Source organism: Micromonospora sp. NPDC049679, from assembly GCF_040659735.1.
Classification (GTDB): Bacteria; Actinomycetota; Actinomycetes; order Mycobacteriales; family Micromonosporaceae; genus Micromonospora_I.
This window is the reverse complement of sequence record NZ_JBFANZ010000009.1, coordinates 22,890-40,294: the sequence shown is the minus strand read 5'-3', so window position 1 is coordinate 40,294 and position 17,405 is coordinate 22,890. Positions and strand designations below refer to the sequence as shown.

The following is a 17,405-nucleotide window of genomic DNA, read 5'->3' as shown; positions in this document are numbered from 1 at the left end:
GCGCCTTAACGTTCGTTGAACCCTGCCCGCCCCCTGTGGAGGCTCCATGCGCCGTTTGCGCGCCATATTTCTCCCGCCGACCGGCCGATCGCGGCGGCGGAGCTCGCTCCGATCGCTCGTCGCGGTCACGACCGGCATGGCCGCGACCGTCGCCGCCATCGGTTTCGCACCGACCGCGGCGAACGCCGCGCCCACGGAACTGCTGATCTCCGAGTACGTCGAGGGATCCTCGAACAACAAGGCGATCGAGCTCTACAACGGCACCGGCGCCGCCGTCGATCTGGCCGCCGGCCAATACCTGCTCCAGCTCTACTTCAACGGCGCGTCCACGTCGACGAACATCGCGCTCACCGGCACGGTGGCGAGCGGGGACGTCTTCGTCTTCGCGCACTCCTCGGCCGCTGCCGCGGTCCTCGCCCAAGCCGACCAGACGACCGGTGCCGCCCTCTTCAACGGCGACGACGCGATCGTGCTGCGCAAGGGCGGCGCCGGTGGCGCCGTCATCGACTCGCTCGGCCAGGTCGGCGTCGACCCCGGCACCGAGTGGGGCGCCGGCGTGACCAGCACCGCCGACAACACCCTCCGCCGGCTCTCCCCGGTCGCCGCCGGCGACACCGATCCGACCGACGCCTTCGACCCGGCCACGCAGTGGGCCGGGTTCGCCATCGACACGTTCGAAGGGCTCGGCGCGCACGCGATGGAAGGCGGCGGCCCGGTCGACGAGCCCGCGGTGCTCACCTGCGGCGGCCCCCTGGCCACCCCGGTGGGAACGGCGGCGGAGCGGATTGTCACCGCGACGGACCCCGACGACACCGTCGTCGACCTCGCCGTCACCGCGGTCACGCCCGCACCGGCCCACGGCTCCATTTCGCGTACCGGCTTCTCCCCCGCCGCCGGCGTGGGCGGCACGGCGCAGGCGACGATCACGGCAAGGGCCGATCTGCCCGCCGGCTCGTACGGCGCGACGATCACCGCGACCGACACCGACGGCAGCACCTCGACGTGCTCCCTCACGATCCAGGTGACCACCGTGCTCACGGTGGGTGACGTGCAGGGCCCGACCACGGATACCGAGTCGGGCCGCGGCGACCGCTCGCCGCTCGCCCCGGCGTCCGGAAACGGCAGCAGCAGCATCCTGTACGACGTGCGTGGCGTGATCACCCAGCGCACGCTCGCGCGCACCTCGGCCGGCGCGCCGCAGTACGGCTTCTTCCTGCAGAGCCGTCTCGGCGCCGCGGACGCGGACCCGACCAGCTCGGACGGAATCTTCGTCTTCATGGGCGGCAACACCTCGCTCATCGGCGGTTACGTGCCGACCGTCGGCGACGAGGTGGTCCTGCGGGCCCGCGTCGCCGAGTTCTCCTTCCTGACCCAGCTCACCGGCGCCTCGCTGGTCCAGAAGCTGGCTTCCGGTGTCGACGTCAGCACCGGAGTCCAGATCACCGACGCGACCCCGCCGGCCGAATTGGCCGCCGCGGACCGGTTCTGGGAGCGCAACGAGGGCACCCGGATGCGGGTCCGGGCCGGCAGCGGCGCGATCAGCCCACGCAGCACCTTCGCGTCCACGGCGGACTCCGAGATCTGGCTGGTGGACCGGGACGACGCGCTGCTGAAGCGCACCGACCCGTACGCCCGGCGGACCTTCCGCGACGCGCACCCGCTCGACAACAACCCCGGCCAGCGCTTCGACGACGGCAACGGGCAGCGGATCATGCTGGGTACGACCGGGGTGAAGTGGACCGCGCAGGACAGCGCGGCGATGTTGCCCCCCGTGCACAGCTTCGACACCCTGACCACCGACGCGGTCGGCGCCGTCTCCTACTCCTTCAGCAAGTACGGCATCCAGGTCGAGCGGGCGTCCTTCGGCGCCGGCCCCGACCCGGCGGCCAACCACCCGCCGCAGCCGGCGAAGCGCTCGGAGGAGTTCTCCGTCGCCACGTACAACGTGCACAACCTGTACGACTTCCGCGACGACCCGTTCGACGGCTGCGACTTCACGGGCAACTCCGGCTGCACCGGCGTCAGCCCACCGTTCGACTATGTCCCGGCCAGCGCCGAGGAGTACAACAGCGCCCTCACCGCGCTCGCCGACCAGATCAAGAACGACCTGCACTCCCCTGATCTGATCCTCGTTCAGGAGGCGGAGGACCAGGACATCTGCTCCGTCTCGGGATCCGCGCTGGTCTGCGGCGACACCGACAACGCCGACGGCGCCCCGGACACCCTCCAGGAGTTGGCGCTGGCCGCGTCGGCCGCGGGCGGTCCGAGCTACGCCGCCGCGTACGACCGGACCGGCGCGGACGCCCGCGGCATCACCTCGGCGTTCCTGTACCGGACCGATCGGCTGTCGCTCGCCGCGGCGAGCGACAACGACGCCGTGCTCGGCTCGACTCCGGCCGTGCAGTACCGGGCAGCGGGCCTGGCCAGCAACGCCGAGGTGCAGAACCCGAAGACGCTCAACGCCGAACTCCCGGCCGACCTGGACCGCTCGACCGGCGTTGACGGCACCAAGGTCTTCACGCGGGCGCCGCAGGTGGCGAAGTTCAACGTCCTCGCGGCCCCGGGCTCGACCGAGCACCTCACCTTGTGGGCGCTGAGCAACCACTACTCGTCGACCCCGGACGCCCGGGTCGGACAGCGGCGGGAGCAGGCGGCGTACGGCGCGGCGATCGTCAGCGCGATCGAGGCGGCCGACGCCAACGCCCGGGTCATCTACGGCGGCGATCTCAACGTCTTCCCCCGCCCGGACGACCCGATCGCCACCGCGGCGTCACCGACGCCGTCGGACCAGTTGGCGCCGCTCTACGACGCCGGGCTGCGCAACCTCTGGGACAACCTGGCCGCGGAGGCCCCATCGGCGGCGTACTCGTACGTCTTCGGCGGGCAGGTGCAGACGCTGGACCACCTCTTCGTCAACGGGCCGCTCTACGGCGACCTGGTGCAGATGCGGGCGGCGCACATCAACGCGGACTGGACGCCGGGTTACGACGGCGATGGCTCGCGTGGATCCAGCGACCACGATCCGCAGGTGGCCCGCTTCCGGTCCCGGCCGTCGTTGACCGTCGGCGACGTGTCGGTGGTCGAGGGTGACCACGGCGCGACGCCGATGGTGTTCACGGTTCGGACGTCCCGGCCGCTGTCCCAGCCGGCGCTGATCTGCGCCACGACGCTGCGGATCACCGCGTCACCGGCCTCGGACTACGACCCGTACGCCGGATGCAAGACGCTGGCGGCCGGCGAGACGTCGCTCACCTTCACCGTCTCGGTCCGCGGTGACCGCAAGCGTGAGTCGGACGAGAAGCTGTCGTTCCTCGTCGCCGGCGTCCCCGGCCTGCGCCTCGCGGACGCGGTGGCGATCGGCACGATCACCAACAACGACTAGCGGCATGACCTGACCGCGAAGCGGCCCGCCACCCCGGAACGGGGTGGCGGGCCGTCGCGCTAGCGAGGGGCAACAACCGCGCAGTTCCGCGCCAGCCGGTGCCGTGCTGGCCGGTGCGTCGCCGAACGTCGGGATGTCCGGCGACCGCGCGGCGCGGTCGCCGTCAGTAGCGGTCGCGGAGCAGGCGAGCGGCCTCGACGGCCCAGTAGGTGAGGATGATCTGCGCGCCGGCGCGCCGGATCGACGTGAGCGACTCCATGATGACGCGCTCGCGATCGATCCAGCCGTTGGCCGCCGCTGCCTCGACCATCGCGTACTCGCCGGAGACCTGATAGGCCGCCACCGGCACGTCCACCGCGGCGCGGACCGCCGCGAGCACGTCCAGGTAGGGCAGCGCGGGCTTCACCATCACCATGTCGGCGCCCTCGGCGACATCCAGCTCGACCTCGCGCAGCGACTCGCGCAGGTTGGCCGGGTCCTGCTGGTAGGTGCAACGGTCGCCCTGCAACGTGGACTCCACCGCGTCCCGGAACGGACCGAAGAACGCCGAGGCGTACTTCGCCGCGTACGCCAGGATCGCGGTGTCCTGGTAGCCCGCGGCGTCCAACGCCCGCCGGATCGCCCCTACCTGCCCGTCCATCATCCCGGACGGCCCGACCACGCCCGCGCCGGCGGCGGCCTGGACGACCGCCATCTCGCCGTACGCGGTCAGCGTCGCATCGTTGTCCACGGCGCCGTCCGGCGTGAGCAACCCGCAGTGCCCGTGCGAGGTGAACTCGTCCAGGCAGAGGTCGCTCATCACGACGGTCGCGTCGCCGACCTCGGCAGCCACGTCGCGGATCGCGACGTTGAGGATGCCGTCCGGGTCGAGACCGGCCGAACCGGTCTCATCACGGGTGGTCGGCACTCCGAAGAGCATCAGGCCGCCCACTCCCGCCTGCACCGCCTCGACCGCCGCCTTACGCAGCGAGTCGCGGGAATGCTGCACGACACCGGGGAGCGAGGCGATCGGACGAGGCTCGGTCAGCCCCTCCTTGACGAAGAGCGGCAGCACCAGTTCGGCCGGCGCGACCCGCGTCTCCTCGACGAGCCGACGCAGGGGCGCGTTGCGTCGCAGGCGGCGCGGGCGCACCTCCGGGTAGGACATCACGACTCCTAACGGTTCAGCGGCTCAGCTAGCCGCTCCGCTTCGCAAGCTCAGCGGAACCTCAAGGCGGTCGGTCCCTGCACCTTGGAACCACGGCGCTGCTTCGCCGGCATGGCCGCCAGCTTCTCCCGCAGCTCCACGGCGTAGGACGCGAGCGCCTCCACCAAATCCGGCACCGATGCGTGCGCCGGCTGCACGTCGACCCGGAGGCCGAACTCCGTCGCCGTCTCCGCCGTCTTCGGACCGATCACCGCAACCACGGTGCGGGCGTGCGGCTTGCCGGCGATGCCGACCAGATTGCGCACGGTCGAGGACGAGGTGAAGAGCACGGCGTCGAAGCCACCCGACTTGATCGCGTCGCGGATCTCGGCCGGCGGCGGAGCCGCCCGGACCGTCCGGTAGGCGGTCACGTCGTCGACCTCCCAGCCTAGCTCGGTCAGCCCGGCGGCGAGCGTCTCGGTCGCGATGTCGGCACGGGGCAGCAGCACCCGGCCGACCGGGTCGAGGACCTCGTCGTGCGGCGAGAACTCGGCCAGCAGGCCTTCCGACGACTGCTCGCCGGCCGGCACCAGCTCCGGCTGGATGCCGAAGTCACGTACGGCGTCCGCGGTCGCCTCACCGATGCAGGCGATCTTTACGCCGCCGAAGTGACGGGCGTCGAGCCCGTGTTCGGCGAACTTCTCCCACACCGCGCGCACCGCGTTGACCGAGGTGAAGATGACCCACGCGTAGCGTCCGTCGACGAGGCCCTTCACGGCCCGCTCCATCTGGGCCGGCGTGCGCGGGGGCTCGACGGCGATGGTCGGCACCTCACAGGGGATCGCCCCGTAGGCGCGGAGCCGGGCGCTCATCACGCCGGCCTGCTCCTTGGTGCGGGGAACGAGCACCTTCCACCCGTAGAGCGGACGGTTCTCCCACCAGCTCAGCTTGTCGCGCTGGGTCACCCCGCCACCGACGGTCAGCACGACCCGACCGGTGAAGCCGAGCGCGGCCGCGACGAAGCTGTCGACGGTGGAAGTCGTCGTGTACTGCGTCTCTCCGGTGCCGTCGCCGGTCACGCCCACCGCGGTCGTACCGTCGACGCCCGCGGCGAGCAGGCCGTCGCGGATGGCCGCCAGATCACCGGCGTCCACGGCGAGCGCGAGCGAGCCACGACCGATCGCCGCCGCCAGCGCCTCGAAGTCGAGCGCCGCGACGTCGTCGACATCGGCCACGGTCCGTACGCCGGGCAGCGGCACGCCGGCGTAGGTCGCGACGCCCTCGGCCTGACCGACCCCGGGGACGACCTCGAAGTGCACGGCGGTGCGGGCCACCGCCTGCACCTCCTTGACCACGGCGTCGTGACCGAACGGGTCGCCAGCGACCAGATGCACGGCGGAGAGCCCGGAACGGGCGGCCGAGATGAGCATCTTGGCGACATCGCCCGGCACCCCCTCGGCGGGGCTGAACTGCGCGTCGTCCTTGGCCTCGCCGCGGATCGCGTCGAGCAGGGACTCGGGCACGCCACGGTCGTAGATCACCTGGTCGGCCTCGACCAGGGCGTCATGCGCCCGGCGAGTCAGCAGGCCCGGGTCGCCGGGACCTGCCCCGACAAACGCGATACGGCCTACGGGCTTACGGGTGCGGGTCATTCTGTGCTCCCCAGTTGCTGGGCTTGCGCGCCGGAAGGCATGGGCGCGACAAGGATCGTGTCGGCGCCGGCGTCGAGGAGATCGGTGGCGAGTGCCTTGCCGATCTCCGCCGCGTCGGCGGGCGTACCGGTGCGGGACAGTCGGATGTCGCGAGCGCCATCCGGGCTGATCACCGCCCCGCGCAGATAGATCTCGTCACCGTGGTCGCCCTCGGCGAGTTCGGCGAACGCGGCGACCGGTGCACTGCATCCAGCCTCCAGGGTCGCCAGCAACGCCCGTTCCGCGGTGACCGCGGCCCGGGTCGGTGCGTGGTCGAGTGCCGCCAGCAGCTCGACCAGGTCGGTGTCATCGGCCCGGCACTCCACCGCGAGCGCACCCTGGGCGGGGGCCGGCAGCATCAGCATCGGGTCGAGGGTCTCAGTGATCTCGTCGGCGCGTCCGAGCCGGGCCAGTCCGGCGCGGGCGAGCACGACCGCGTCGAGATCGGCATCCGGGCCGGAAACGCGGCGGATCCGGGTGTCAACGTTGCCTCGAATCGGCGTGACCTGCAACTGCAGGCCGAGAGCGTGCAGTTGCGCGATGCGGCGCAGCGCCCCCGTGCCGATCGTGGCGCCCGGCGGCAGCTCGTTCAGAATCCGTCCGTCGCGCGCGATCAGCGCGTCACGCGGGTCCTCACGCGGCGGCACCGCGGCGATGTGCAGGCCCGGGTGGGCCGCGGTGGGTAGGTCCTTGTACGAGTGGACCGCGAAGTCGATCTCCTTGGCGCCGAGCGCGTCGCGCAGGGCCGAGACGAAGACCCCGACACCGAGCGCGGCCACCGGCGCGGTGGAGCGGTCGCCGGCGGTCACAATTTCGACCAGTTCGACGTCGCGCCCGGTCGCCGCGCGCAGCGCGTCGGCGACGTGCTGGGACTGGGCCATCGCCAGCGCGCTGCCCCGGGTGCCGAGACGTAGCGCGGTCACCGTTCACCTCCGAGATCGGGCACGACATCGGCGCCGGACGTCTGGGGCACCTCCAGGTCGAACAGCTCCCGCAGCAGCGCCGCGTACTGGTCACCGCCGGGTTCGGCGGCGAGCTGGCGTACCCGCACCGTCGGCGAGTGGAGCAGCCGCTGCACCACCCGGTGGACGGTGTGCGCAACGTCCGCCCGCTGCTCGTCGGTGAAGTCCGGCCGACGCTGCGCCAGCCGGCGGAGCTCGGCGGTGACCACATCGTCGGCACGGCCACGCAGAGCAGCCACGGTCGGGGCGACGTCGGCGCCGCGCAGCCAGGTGAGGAACGCCTCCACCTCGGCGACGACGATCTGCGTCACGGCTGCCGTGTCGGCGGCGGCCGGAGCCTCGGTCACCGCGTCGGCCAAGCCGTCGATGTCGACCACGAGGACGCCGGGCAGATCGGCCACGGCGGCGTCGACGTCGCGCGGCACGGCGAGATCGAGAAGGACCAGCGGCGCGTCGCGGCGCGCCCGGTCCCCGCCCGCACGTCGCCGCTCGAGCGCGGCGGCGACGACCTCACGGGTCAGCACGGGCTCGGTCGAGGCGGTGGCGGCGACCACGACGTCCACGGTCGACAGGGCGGCGGTGAGCTCGTCGATGGGGAGGGCGGTGGCCCCGTACGCCTCGGCGAGCCGGACGGCCCGGTCGGTGCCACGGTTGGTCACGGCGAGCGACCCGACGCCGAGCCGGGAGAGCGTGGCGACGGAGAGGGCTCCCATCGCGCCGGCCCCGACGACGAGCGCGGGCCGTCCGGTCAGGCCGCCGTCGAACTGCGTGGCGGCGACGTCGAGCGCCGCGGTGACGACGCTCTGGCCGGCGCGGTCGATGCCGGTTTCGGCGTGGGCCCGCTTGCCGACGCGCAGCGCCTGCTGCATCAGCTCGTGGAGCAGTCGTCCGGCGGAGTCGGCTTCCGTCGCCGCGTGGTAGGCGTCGCGGAGCTGGCCGAGGATCTGCGCCTCGCCGACGACCATCGAGTCGAGGCCGGCGGCGACCCGGAAGGCGTGCTCCACCGCCGCGCCCTCGTAGTGCACGTAGAGGTGGTTGGCGAGCTCGGCCGGGGCGGCGCCGGCCTGGGCGGCGAGCACCGCGCAGACGTCGCCGAGACCACCGTGGAAGCCGGTGACCGCGGCGTAGACCTCGACCCGGTTGCAGGTGGAGACGACGACGGCCTCGCGGACGTATGGCTGGGCGAGCAGTCGGCCCAGAGTGGCGGTGAGCTCGCCGGGGGCGACCGCCAACTGCTCCAGCATGGCGACCGGGGCGGTGCGGTAGGACGCGCCGACGACGAGAAGGTTCACGAGCCGACCGCCTCGGCTGTCCCGGCGGGCTTGGTGCCGCCGGCCGGGCGGCGCAGGCCCTTGGCCGCCGCGTCCTCCGTGCCGGTGCCGGCGAACACTCCCGGCAACGCGGTCAGCGACGCCTTGCGGTGTTCGTGGAAGGAGAGGATCTGCAGCTCGATCGCCAGATCGACCTTGCGCACATCGACTCCCTCGGGCACGCCGAGCACGCAGGGCGCGAAGTTGAGGATGCTGGTGACGCCGACGGCGACCAACTGGTCGGCGACGCCCTGCGCGGCGGCCGCCGGCGTGGCGATCACTCCGATCGCGATCGACTCCTCGGAAGCGATCTGCTCCAGCTCGTCGATGTGGCGCACGACGAGCCCGTTGATCTCCTCGCCGACCTGGGCGGGGTCGGCGTCGATAAGGGCCGCGATGCGGAATCCGCGGCTGGCGAAGCCCGCGTAGCCGGCGAGAGCGTGACCGAGATTACCGACGCCGACGAGGGCGACCGCCCGGCGTTGTGTGAGTCCGAGCACGTATTCGATCTGCTCGATCAGGAGATCGACGTCATAACCCACACCACGGGTGCCGTAGGAGCCGAGATGCGAAAGGTCCTTGCGCAATTTCGCGGAATTGACTCCGGCGGCGGCGGCGAGTCCTTCGCTGGAGACGGTGTCGTGGCCGGACTCCGCGAGATTGTGCAGGGCTCGCAGATATTCGGGCAGCCGCGCCACCGTCGCCTCAGGGAGGTCCGGAAGCGCCGGAACGGCACCGGCTCGGCCGGACGCGCCTGGGCGGTGCTGACTCATGTGACTCCGTGCGGTGCGATCCTCGACCTGCCGGCCCGGCCGGTCGCTGCGGGTGCCCCTGCGGCGACTGCCGTAACCGGCTGTGCTAGCAGGGTTCGTCGGGGTATCAGAGTATTCGCTTGTGAAGGCGTGCACAAATCGCGATCTTGATCGATCGCGGCAGCGGTTCACCAGGCCCTCCGTTCGCATGATCCCCGGAAGCAGCGGAGCGGGCCCGGTTTCGCGATTATTGCCTAATTCCGACTTGTCTGACCGCGAGTATGCGCGGTCGCGCTCCCAGCCTGCCAATTGTCGCCGCTCACTACCCGTGCTCCAGTAGCCCGACAATGGCGTCCGCACCGCGCCGCCACCACACGCCCCGTCCGACGACGGGGCACACGGACGAGATGCCGCCCGCGTCCGGCGCGTGCCCATCGCACGGTAGGGGCAGCCCTACCGTGAACAGGCCCGCCGAAGCACGCGCGGAACATCTTCACCAAGCTCCGGCTGCCTCCCGATGAGGAGCAGCACCGCCGCGTGCTCGCCGTCCTGACCTACCTGCGCGGCTGAGCCGCGGCGAGCGCCACGGCTCCGGTCAGGGTGTCGGCCACCGGCCACCCCGACGCGCGCAACCGATCGGGGTCGGTGAAGCCGCCGGCGTAGAGCACACAACCCGCCCCCACCGACTCGGCGGCGTCCGCGTCGTCGAGCGAGTCGCCGATCAGCACCGCCGAGCGTCCGTCCACATCCAGCGCATCGAGATGCCGGGCAAGATGTTCCGCCTTGCGGTCGCCGCCGACGGCGGCCCGTAGCCCGTCGACGCGCCGGAACGACGCGGCCAGGCCGTACGCCTCGACGACCGGCACCAACTCGTCGTGGAACCACATCGACAGCAGCGACTGGGTGCCGCTCCACGACTGCATCGCCGTCGTCGCGTCGTCGGCGAGCTCGCAGGTCGTCAGCCCGTTCCGGTACGCGTCATGAAAGATCATGTCGAGCCGGCCGAACTCGTCGGTGTCCACCGCCCGTCCCAGCACCTCCGCGTAGTAGGCGGAGACGGGGCGACGGAACTGGACGCGGTGCTCGGCGGCGGTGACAGTGGGGCCGGCCACGCTGGCGAACGCGACATTGGTCGAGGAGACCACCAGGTTCAGGTCGTTGAGCAGGGTGCCGTTCCAGTCCCAGACGAGGTGGGTGGGTGCCGATGCCATCGGGGCACCATACGCGGCGGACGCGCGCGGGGTCACCGCGGTTCGGATGAGCGCAGGTCGCGCAGCAACCGCTCCTCTTCCACCCGCCAGTACCCGTGCTCCCTGCCGTCGAGGAGGACGACCGGCAGCCGCTCTCCGTACTCGCGTTCCAGCTCGAGGTCGCCGGTCACGTCCACCTCGACCCATTCGTCCCCGGTGGCGGCCGCCACCCGTGCGATCGCCTCCTTGGCGTCGTCGCAGAGATGGCACCCGGGCCGGGTGATCAGGGTCAGTCGGGCGTCACTCACCTGCACCGCGCTCCTCCGGTCGCGTGCTCGCGCCGGGCTCCGCGTTCGACGCGGTCCTCAGCATGCTCTTGCGCACCTTGCCGATCGCCGAGTGGGGCAGGGTGTCGACGAACTCCACGGAGCCGGGGCACTTGAACCGGGCGAGGTTGCGCTCACAGTGCCGCAACACCTCCTCCTCGGCGACCGTGCTCCCCGGCGTCCGGACCAGATAGACCTTGACCGCCTGCCCGGTCTGCGGATCGGGCACCGCGAGGGCCGCCGCCTCGGCCACGCCGGGGTGTGTCTGCAGCACCAGTTCGATCTCACGGGGATAGACGTTGAACCCGTTGACGAGGATCAGCTCCCGCAACCGGTCGACCAGGAACAGGTCCCCGTCGAGATCGGCGTAGGCGATGTCGCCGGTCGCCCACCAGCCCTCGGCGTCGGGCCCGTCCCGCCCGTCCGGCCAGTAGCCGGAGAAGAGGTTGGCGCCGCGGACGACAATCTCGCCGGGGTCCGTGCCGAGGGACTCCACGTCGAGGTCCCAGCCGTCCTCGTCGTCCAACTCCGGGCCGGCCGCGCCGTCCCGCCACAGCTCCCCGCCATCCGGGCCGAGCAGCCGCAGTTCGACCCCGGGGATCGGCCGCCCGATCGAGCCGATCTTGGCCTGCGGGCTGGCCAGGGTCGAGGTGAGCACCGGCGCGGTCTCGGTCAGGCCGTACCCGACGAAGACGGGCTGCCCGGTCAGCTCGGTGAACCGCGCCGCGACGGGCGCCTCGAGCGGCGCGGCGCCGCAGACCGCGACCCGCAGCGAGGTCATCGGCGCGGCCGCCGGCAACGACGACCACGCGGCGAACATGGACGGCACCCCGATGACGGCGGTGACCTGGTGCCGGCCGATGGCGGCCAGCGCCTCGGCGGGATCGAACCGGTCGATCAGCACGCCGCAGGCGCCGTGGTAGGCGATGGCGCCGAGCCCGCTGTTCAGCCCGTAGGCGTGGAACAGCGGGAGCGCGAGCAGTAGCCGGTCGTCGCGACCGACGACGGGGGGTTCGATGCGGGCGAGTTGCGCGTGGTTCGCCAGGAGGGCGCGGTGCGAGAGCATCGCCCCCTTCGGCCAGCCCTCCGTGCCGGAGGTGTAGAGCAGGACGGCGAGGTCTCCGGCGTCGGTGACGGCGGCGGGACGCGGTGGCCCGCCGGGCGCGGCGGGCAGCGCCGTGTGCACGGCGGAGAGCGCCGGCAGGTCGTCACGGAACCCGGTGAGCAGTTCGCGCACCTGCTCGGTGCAGATCAGCTGCGCGGCGCCGGAATCCGCGAGCACGTGCCGCAGTTCGCGCGCGGTGAAGGCCGGATTCACCGGTACGGCGACCAGCCCGGCCCGCAGCGTGGCGAAGAACGCGACGGCGAAATCGGGCGAGTTGGGCAGTGCGATCGCGATCCGGGGCGGCTGGCCGTCGTCTGGGGGCGCGAGTTGGGCCAGCGCGTACGCGACCTCGTCGATCCGGATGTCCAGTTCGCCCCAGGTGATCGTCCGGTCGTGCCAGATGAGGGCCGGTCGGTGGGCGCCGGTGGCGGCTGCGCGACGTACCCGTTCGGCGAGATTGCCGGTGGGTTGGTCGATATCGGGGGCAGTGGGGGGTTGCTGCACGATCGATGAGTCTGACACAGCGGACGCCCCGGCTCATCCTCCTGGCTCGGTGCCGGGTCCTCATGGCGCAGGCGCGACTCGCCGAACGGAGCGGGTCCCCGCCCGTTCCGGTGATCCGGCCTTGCCTGGATGAGTCGAACGCGCCGTTTAGTAGCCACCGCCGCACAGGGTGTGCGACACGAAAGGTTGCGTTAAGGAAATGATTCAGCTCTGTGTAACGGACTCCACACGTGTGGGTGACGTTGGCCCTATCATCACGAGGGTCGGGCCACCCGTTTTGCTGTGAGTCGACACCCCTCAGCCCGAGGAGGCCGCTGTGCCCGTTAAGACACCGCACCAGCACCTCGAGGGTGTGTGTCGTCATGTGGCGCACCCCGCCAGAGCGTTGTCGGAACGCGACAGCGTGAGCGCCCATCCCAGCAGAAACGGTGCCGGGTCCCCGGGCCGCGCCGCGCTCGCCCGCGGGTGGGCGGAGGAGGGTCAGTGACGGGATACGCCCACGCCGGCGAGTTTGTCAGCCACGACGTGCAGTCAGCACGGAACGCCCTCACCGATGGACTGCACGCCCTGAGAGGGTCGATGAACGAGATGGTGAGCCTGGCGGTACGCGGCGACGGCAACAGCAAGCGGATCCGCAACCGACCGCACCCCAACGAGACGCCGTCCCGGCACACGCCGCCCGGGAGCAACGCCAAGTCCGTGGGAGGACGCGTCGCCGCTCCGGCCCGGCCGGTCATGCCGACCCAGCCCGGCCCCGTCCAGACGCCGACCGAGCCCGTCGTGCGCCCCCGCGCCGCCGACACCGACACGGCCATCCTGCCGGCGGTGCCGGCGACGGAGGAGTCGACGGGGTCAGGTAAACCACCGACCGGATATCCGGACCGTCCGCACCCGTCGGATCCGGCGACCGAGGTCTGGACGCTGGTCGAGCGCGCGCAGGCGGGCGAGGCCGAGGCCTTCGGCCTGATCTACGACCGGTACGTCGACACCGTCTTCCGCTTCGTCTACTTCCGGGTCGGCAACCGGCAACTGGCGGAGGACCTCACCTCGGACACGTTCCTGCGCGCCCTCAAGCGGATCGGCAGCTTCACGTGGCAGGGACGGGACCTCGGCGCCTGGCTCGTGACCATCGCCCGCAACCTCGTGGCCGACCACTTCAAGTCGGGCCGCTACCGACTGGAAGTTACTACCGGTGATGTTCTCGACGCGGACCGCGAGGATCGGGGGCCGGAGGGGAGCCCCGAGGCGGCCGTCGTGGACCACATCACCAATGTCACTTTGTTGACAGCGGTGAAGCAGCTCAACCCCGAGCAGCAGGAATGCATCGTGCTCCGTTTCCTGCAGGGGTTCTCGGTCGCCGAAACCGCACAGTCCATGGGCAAGAACGAGGGAGCCATCAAGGCGCTGCAGTACCGGGCCGTCCGCGCCCTCGCCCGGCTGCTTCCGGATGGGTTCCAGTCGTGAGCGGTCCGGCCCGTGCCGGCATCACCCTCACTCTTCGTAATTATTTTGCGGAGTCACCCGTAACCGGTGCCATCCATCGCCCGTTTGTTGGGATGCGACCGGCGGTGGCCCTGGGATTTCCGCAGGCCAGGACACGCCGGGCACGTGTCTCGGGTCCGGCTACGCCGGGCCGGGCCGGGCCTCGGTCGCACCGGCCGGCGAGCACGCCGGCCGCATAGTCGTGACCAGCGAAGGGAGGTGTCCGCAGTGAGCACGCTCATCTTCTATCGCCGACGGGCCGAGCGCCTCGCGCAACTTCTTGACGAGGCCGACGGCGGCCGACGTCACCATGTGCGCGACCGCGTTGACGAGGATCTTGCCGAGCTTGTGGCGGTCGGGCACCGCGTATCCGCACTCCGGCCTTCGATCGAGGCCGAAGCCGAGCCCGACTTCCGCGCCGGCCTGCGGGCGATGCTGATCGCCACGGCCGAGCGTGACGGCATCGGCGTGACGGCGGAGCCGGAGGCCGAGGCCGAGGCCGAGGTGCGCCGGAGCGGACGCCAGCGCTCCCGCACGGGGCTCACCGCCCAACGGGCACGCGCCCGCGGCGCCATCGTCGTCGGCGTCGTGGCGGGCGCCATCGCGGTCTCGGGGATGTCGGCGGCGAGCGAGAACGCCGTGCCGGGCGACGCCCTCTACGGGGTCAAGCGCTCCACCGAGCGCGCCCAACTCGCGCTGGCGAGTTCAGATCTTTCCCGCGGACAGCTCTCCCTCGACTTCGCGCGCACCCGGCTCGCCGAGGCAAAGACCGTACGACACGACAGCGTCGGCTTCGGGGCGGTCCTCAACGACATGGACGCCGACACCCGCCAGGGCGTGAAGTTGATGACGACGTCCGCGATGCAACGCAAGGACAAGGCCGCGCTCGACGCGATCGACACGTTCCTCACCGGGCAGCGACCGGTCGTCGCCGGCCTGGTCGACGGGGCGACCGAGGCCAACCGGAAGCGGGCTCTCGCCTCGCTCGCGCTGCTGGACTCGATCCACGACCGCGGCGACCAGCTCCGGCACACGCTCTCCTGCGGCCCGGAGGCCTCGGCCGGCACCGATGAGCTCGGGCCGCTGCCGAGAAGCTGTGCGATGGCGGCCCCGCCGTCCCGCGCGCAGCGGCAGCAGAGTCAGACCCCGCCGGCTGCGGACACCGCCGAGAAGGCCGGGCCGACGGCGACGACCGACAGCCCGACGCCGGGTTCGGACGCGACTACCCCGCCGAGCAACGCGCCGAGCCCCGACGACCAGCCGAGCGACAGCACCGACGAGGGCGTGCTCGGCGGCCTCGGCCGGCTGCTGAGTGACATTCTCGACTGAGCTGAATGAGCACCGCGTCGACCGGGGCTTCTGACATTCCTGTCAGAAGCCCCGGTGCCGCGTAGGGCGGCGTCAACGGCGCGCCGGCGCCCCGCGGGACGCAACGCAGGTATGTGGCGGCGGAGCCGGCTACCCTCGCGGAAGGCGTCGAACTGTTCGAGTAGAGGGAGGTCCGGGCGTGGCCCGCACCCGAAAGGTGACCGTCAGCACGGACGCGTACGGTCACACCGCCGGCTGGGCCGCGACCGAGCTGGAGGAGGCCCTGGCCGTCCCCCCGGATCCGACAGCGGCGGCCTTCTTCGACGTGGACAACACGATGATGCAGGGCGCCTCCATCTACTGGTTCGCCCGTGGCCTCGCCGCCCGCAAGTACTTCACCAGCGGCGACCTCGCCCGTTTCGCGTGGCAACAGCTGCGGTTCCGGGTGCTCGCCACCGAACACGCCGGCGACATGTCGCAGGCGAAGGAGGCCGCGCTGGCCTTTGTGGCGGGCTGGCGGGTCGACGATGTGGAGCGCCTCAGCGAGGAGATCTTCGACGAGCTGATGGCGCCGCGCATCTGGGGTGGCAGTCGCGCGCTGGCTCAGCTGCACCTCGACGCCGGACAGCGGGTCTGGCTGGTCAGTGCGGCGCCGGTCGAGATCGGTCGGGTCATCGCGCAGCGGTTGGGGCTGACCGGCGCGATCGGCACGGTCGCCGAGATCGAGGACGGCGCCTATACCGGTCGGCTCGTCGGTGACCTCATGCACGGTCCCGCCAAGGCCGACGCGATCGCCCAGCTCGCCTCCGTCGAAGGGCTCGACCTCACCCGTTGCACGGCCTACAGCGACTCGTCCAACGACATCCCGATGCTTTCCGCGGTGGGGCACGCGGTGGCCGTGAACCCGGACAGTGCGCTCCGCCGCGAGGCGCGGGACCGGGGCTGGGAGATCCGCGACTTCCGCACCGGGCGTAAGGCGGCGAAGATCGCCGTACCGTCGACGGCCGCCGCCGGCCTCGTGGTCGGAGCGGTCACCGCCGGCCTTGCGCTGCGCCGCCGCCGACGGCTGGGCCGATGACGGTGACGGTCGCTCCCGCCGCTGCCGACGGCGACGCCCCGGATCCCGTCCGCCGGGGAGGTCGCTGGCGTGCCGTCGGTCTCGTCGCCGCGTTGGCCGCCGCCGGCGCGCTGATCGCACTTCCGTCGACCCGCCCGGTGCGGCCCGCCGCGGCGGAGACTCTCACGCTCGCCCGGGTCTGGCCCGACGCGAAACCGGCCGAGATTCCCGGTGCCCTGTCGGACGGGCCCGCCTACGCTCCACTGTTCATGCTGGACGCGGGCGCGTCGGTGGGCACGGCCCCCAGCCCGGACGGAAGCCAGCTCCGGCTGGTGTTGCGCGGCGCCGACGGCCGGCTCCGGGAGCTGCGTCGTCTCCCGATCGCCGCCTCCCCGCAGTACGTCGGATTCGTCGTCACCGGCGACGACCTCGCCTGGGCCGAACTGGTCTCGGACGGCGCCGGCCTGGGCCACACCGAAATCTGGGCGGGGAACATCCGGACCGCTGTCCCGCCCCGGCGACTGACCGCCGACACCGGGGACGTCGCCTTCTTCAACTCGCAGTACGACATGGTCGCGAACGACGGCCGGGTCTACTGGCTGGCCGTGCCCCCCGCGGCGACGCAGGGCGCGACCGAGCTGCGTTCGGTGGCACTCGCGGGCGGAGACGTCACGACGCGCACCGAGCCCGGGCAGTGGGCGCTCTCCGCGTGGCCGTGGCTGGTCAGCGCCGGCAGCGGGCAGACCGGGCCGGTTCAGCTCCGCGACCTCGTCGCGGACAAGCTGATCAAGGTGAACGCGGCGCCGACCGAGCTGGTCACCTGCAGCGCGACGTGGTGCCGCGTGCTCATCCTTGCCGGCGACGGCCCCTCGCGGCTCGACCTGATGCGGCCCGATGGTTCCGACCGGCGGCAGGTCGCGGGAGGCACCGCGACGGCCTCGGTGATGGATGTGGCGCTGCTCGACCGCTTCGAGGTGCTGTCGCTGGCCGACGCGCAGACCGCCGTGTCGACGAAACAGCAGCTGGCGCTCTACGACATCGGGCGCAAGCGGACGGTCGTGGTGGCGGAGGGGGTGGGGAGCGTGCTCACCCGGGCCGGCGTGCTGTGGTGGTCGACCGGAGACAACGAGACGATGACGTGGCACGCGCTCGACCTGCGCGCCCTCGACTGACCGGCCGCGGCCGTCCACCCCAGCCCGCTCGTCCGTGA

12 protein-coding genes and 2 pseudogenes are annotated in these 17,405 nt (G+C 71.9%); 6 read left to right on the top strand and 8 right to left on the bottom strand.

The features are described 5' to 3' along the window. Positions 1-136 precede the first annotated feature (136 nt). Positions 137-3,382 carry a lamin tail domain-containing protein gene (locus tag AB0J06_RS08360; protein WP_357426245.1) on the top strand — a complete coding sequence of 1,082 codons (3,246 nt, stop codon included), beginning with the start codon at positions 137-139 and terminating at the stop codon, positions 3,380-3,382. Positions 3,383-3,545: 163 nt separating this feature from the next. Here AB0J06_RS08360 and hemB read toward each other — a convergent pair whose 3' ends face one another. The 5 genes from hemB to AB0J06_RS08335 are packed head-to-tail and all read right to left on the bottom strand — an operon-like array spanning position 3,546 to position 9,244. Then, on the bottom strand, positions 3,546-4,529 hold the full coding sequence (hemB, locus tag AB0J06_RS08355; protein ID WP_357426058.1) for a porphobilinogen synthase: 984 nt from the start codon (positions 4,527-4,529) through the stop codon (positions 3,546-3,548). Between the two features lie 50 nt (positions 4,530-4,579). Beyond that, the gene (locus AB0J06_RS08350; protein ID WP_357426056.1) at positions 4,580-6,160 is read right to left on the bottom strand and encodes a uroporphyrinogen-III synthase; all 1,581 of its coding nucleotides are present in this window, start codon (positions 6,158-6,160) and stop codon (positions 4,580-4,582) included. Beyond that, a complete protein-coding gene (hemC, locus tag AB0J06_RS08345) occupies positions 6,157-7,122 on the bottom strand; it encodes a hydroxymethylbilane synthase (RefSeq protein ID WP_357426054.1) in 966 nt (321 codons plus the stop codon). The genes AB0J06_RS08350 and hemC overlap by 4 nt, the downstream gene beginning before the upstream one ends. Beyond that, positions 7,119-8,453: a glutamyl-tRNA reductase gene (locus AB0J06_RS08340; protein WP_357426052.1), complete on the bottom strand. Its 1,335-nt coding sequence runs from the start codon at positions 8,451-8,453 to the stop codon at positions 7,119-7,121. Before AB0J06_RS08340 ends, hemC begins: the two co-directional genes overlap by 4 nt. After that, positions 8,450-9,244 carry a redox-sensing transcriptional repressor Rex gene (locus AB0J06_RS08335; protein WP_357426050.1) on the bottom strand — a complete coding sequence of 265 codons (795 nt, stop codon included), beginning with the start codon at positions 9,242-9,244 and terminating at the stop codon, positions 8,450-8,452. Before AB0J06_RS08335 ends, AB0J06_RS08340 begins: the two co-directional genes overlap by 4 nt. Positions 9,245-9,697: 453 nt before the next feature. Here AB0J06_RS08335 and AB0J06_RS08330 point away from each other — a divergent pair. Continuing rightward, a pseudogene (locus AB0J06_RS08330) lies at positions 9,698-9,793 on the top strand (DNA-binding response regulator); the annotation flags it as partial. Here AB0J06_RS08330 and AB0J06_RS08325 read toward each other — a convergent pair. From AB0J06_RS08325 to AB0J06_RS08315, 3 genes are read right to left on the bottom strand one after another with little or no spacing between them, the layout of a single operon-like run. Further along, on the bottom strand, positions 9,778-10,434 hold the full coding sequence (locus AB0J06_RS08325) for an HAD hydrolase-like protein (RefSeq protein WP_357426048.1): 657 nt from the start codon (positions 10,432-10,434) through the stop codon (positions 9,778-9,780). The pseudogene AB0J06_RS08330 and the gene AB0J06_RS08325 sit on opposite strands and share 16 nt — an antisense overlap. Before the next feature lie 32 nt (positions 10,435-10,466). Next, on the bottom strand, positions 10,467-10,721 hold the full coding sequence (locus AB0J06_RS08320; RefSeq protein WP_357426046.1) for a glutaredoxin family protein: 255 nt from the start codon (positions 10,719-10,721) through the stop codon (positions 10,467-10,469). After that, on the bottom strand, positions 10,714-12,348 hold the full coding sequence (locus AB0J06_RS08315) for an AMP-binding protein (RefSeq protein WP_357426044.1): 1,635 nt from the start codon (positions 12,346-12,348) through the stop codon (positions 10,714-10,716). The genes AB0J06_RS08320 and AB0J06_RS08315 overlap by 8 nt, the downstream gene beginning before the upstream one ends. Positions 12,349-12,927: 579 nt before the next feature. Here AB0J06_RS08315 and AB0J06_RS08310 point away from each other — a divergent pair. The 4 genes and pseudogenes from AB0J06_RS08310 to AB0J06_RS08295 all read left to right on the top strand — a co-directional run bounded on the left by AB0J06_RS08310 (position 12,928) and on the right by AB0J06_RS08295 (position 17,367). Continuing rightward, positions 12,928-13,812: an ECF subfamily RNA polymerase sigma factor, BldN family gene (locus AB0J06_RS08310; RefSeq protein WP_357426243.1), complete on the top strand. Its 885-nt coding sequence runs from the start codon at positions 12,928-12,930 to the stop codon at positions 13,810-13,812. Positions 13,813-14,058: 246 nt separating this feature from the next. Then, positions 14,059-14,928, top strand: a pseudogene (locus AB0J06_RS08305) (DUF5667 domain-containing protein); the annotation flags it as partial. A gap of 409 nt (positions 14,929-15,337) precedes the next feature. Then, positions 15,338-16,216 carry an HAD-IB family hydrolase gene (locus AB0J06_RS08300; protein ID WP_357426042.1) on the top strand — a complete coding sequence of 293 codons (879 nt, stop codon included), beginning with the start codon at positions 15,338-15,340 and terminating at the stop codon, positions 16,214-16,216. Beyond that, a complete protein-coding gene (locus AB0J06_RS08295; RefSeq protein WP_357426040.1) occupies positions 16,213-17,367 on the top strand; it encodes a hypothetical protein in 1,155 nt (384 codons plus the stop codon). Before AB0J06_RS08300 ends, AB0J06_RS08295 begins: the two co-directional genes overlap by 4 nt. The last annotated feature ends 38 nt before the right edge of the window (positions 17,368-17,405 follow it).

Coding starts and splice junctions, on each gene's coding strand:
- AB0J06_RS08360 (WP_357426245.1), top strand. CDS start 137: ATGGCCGCGACCGTCGCCGCCATCGGTTTCGCACCGACCGCGGCGAAC.
- hemB (WP_357426058.1), bottom strand. CDS start 4,529: ATGTCCTACCCGGAGGTGCGCCCGCGCCGCCTGCGACGCAACGCGCCC.
- AB0J06_RS08350 (WP_357426056.1), bottom strand. CDS start 6,160: ATGACCCGCACCCGTAAGCCCGTAGGCCGTATCGCGTTTGTCGGGGCA.
- AB0J06_RS08335 (WP_357426050.1), bottom strand. CDS start 9,244: ATGAGTCAGCACCGCCCAGGCGCGTCCGGCCGAGCCGGTGCCGTTCCG.
- AB0J06_RS08325 (WP_357426048.1), bottom strand. CDS start 10,434: ATGGCATCGGCACCCACCCACCTCGTCTGGGACTGGAACGGCACCCTG.
- AB0J06_RS08310 (WP_357426243.1), top strand. CDS start 12,928: ATGAACGAGATGGTGAGCCTGGCGGTACGCGGCGACGGCAACAGCAAG.
- AB0J06_RS08295 (WP_357426040.1), top strand. CDS start 16,213: ATGACGGTGACGGTCGCTCCCGCCGCTGCCGACGGCGACGCCCCGGAT.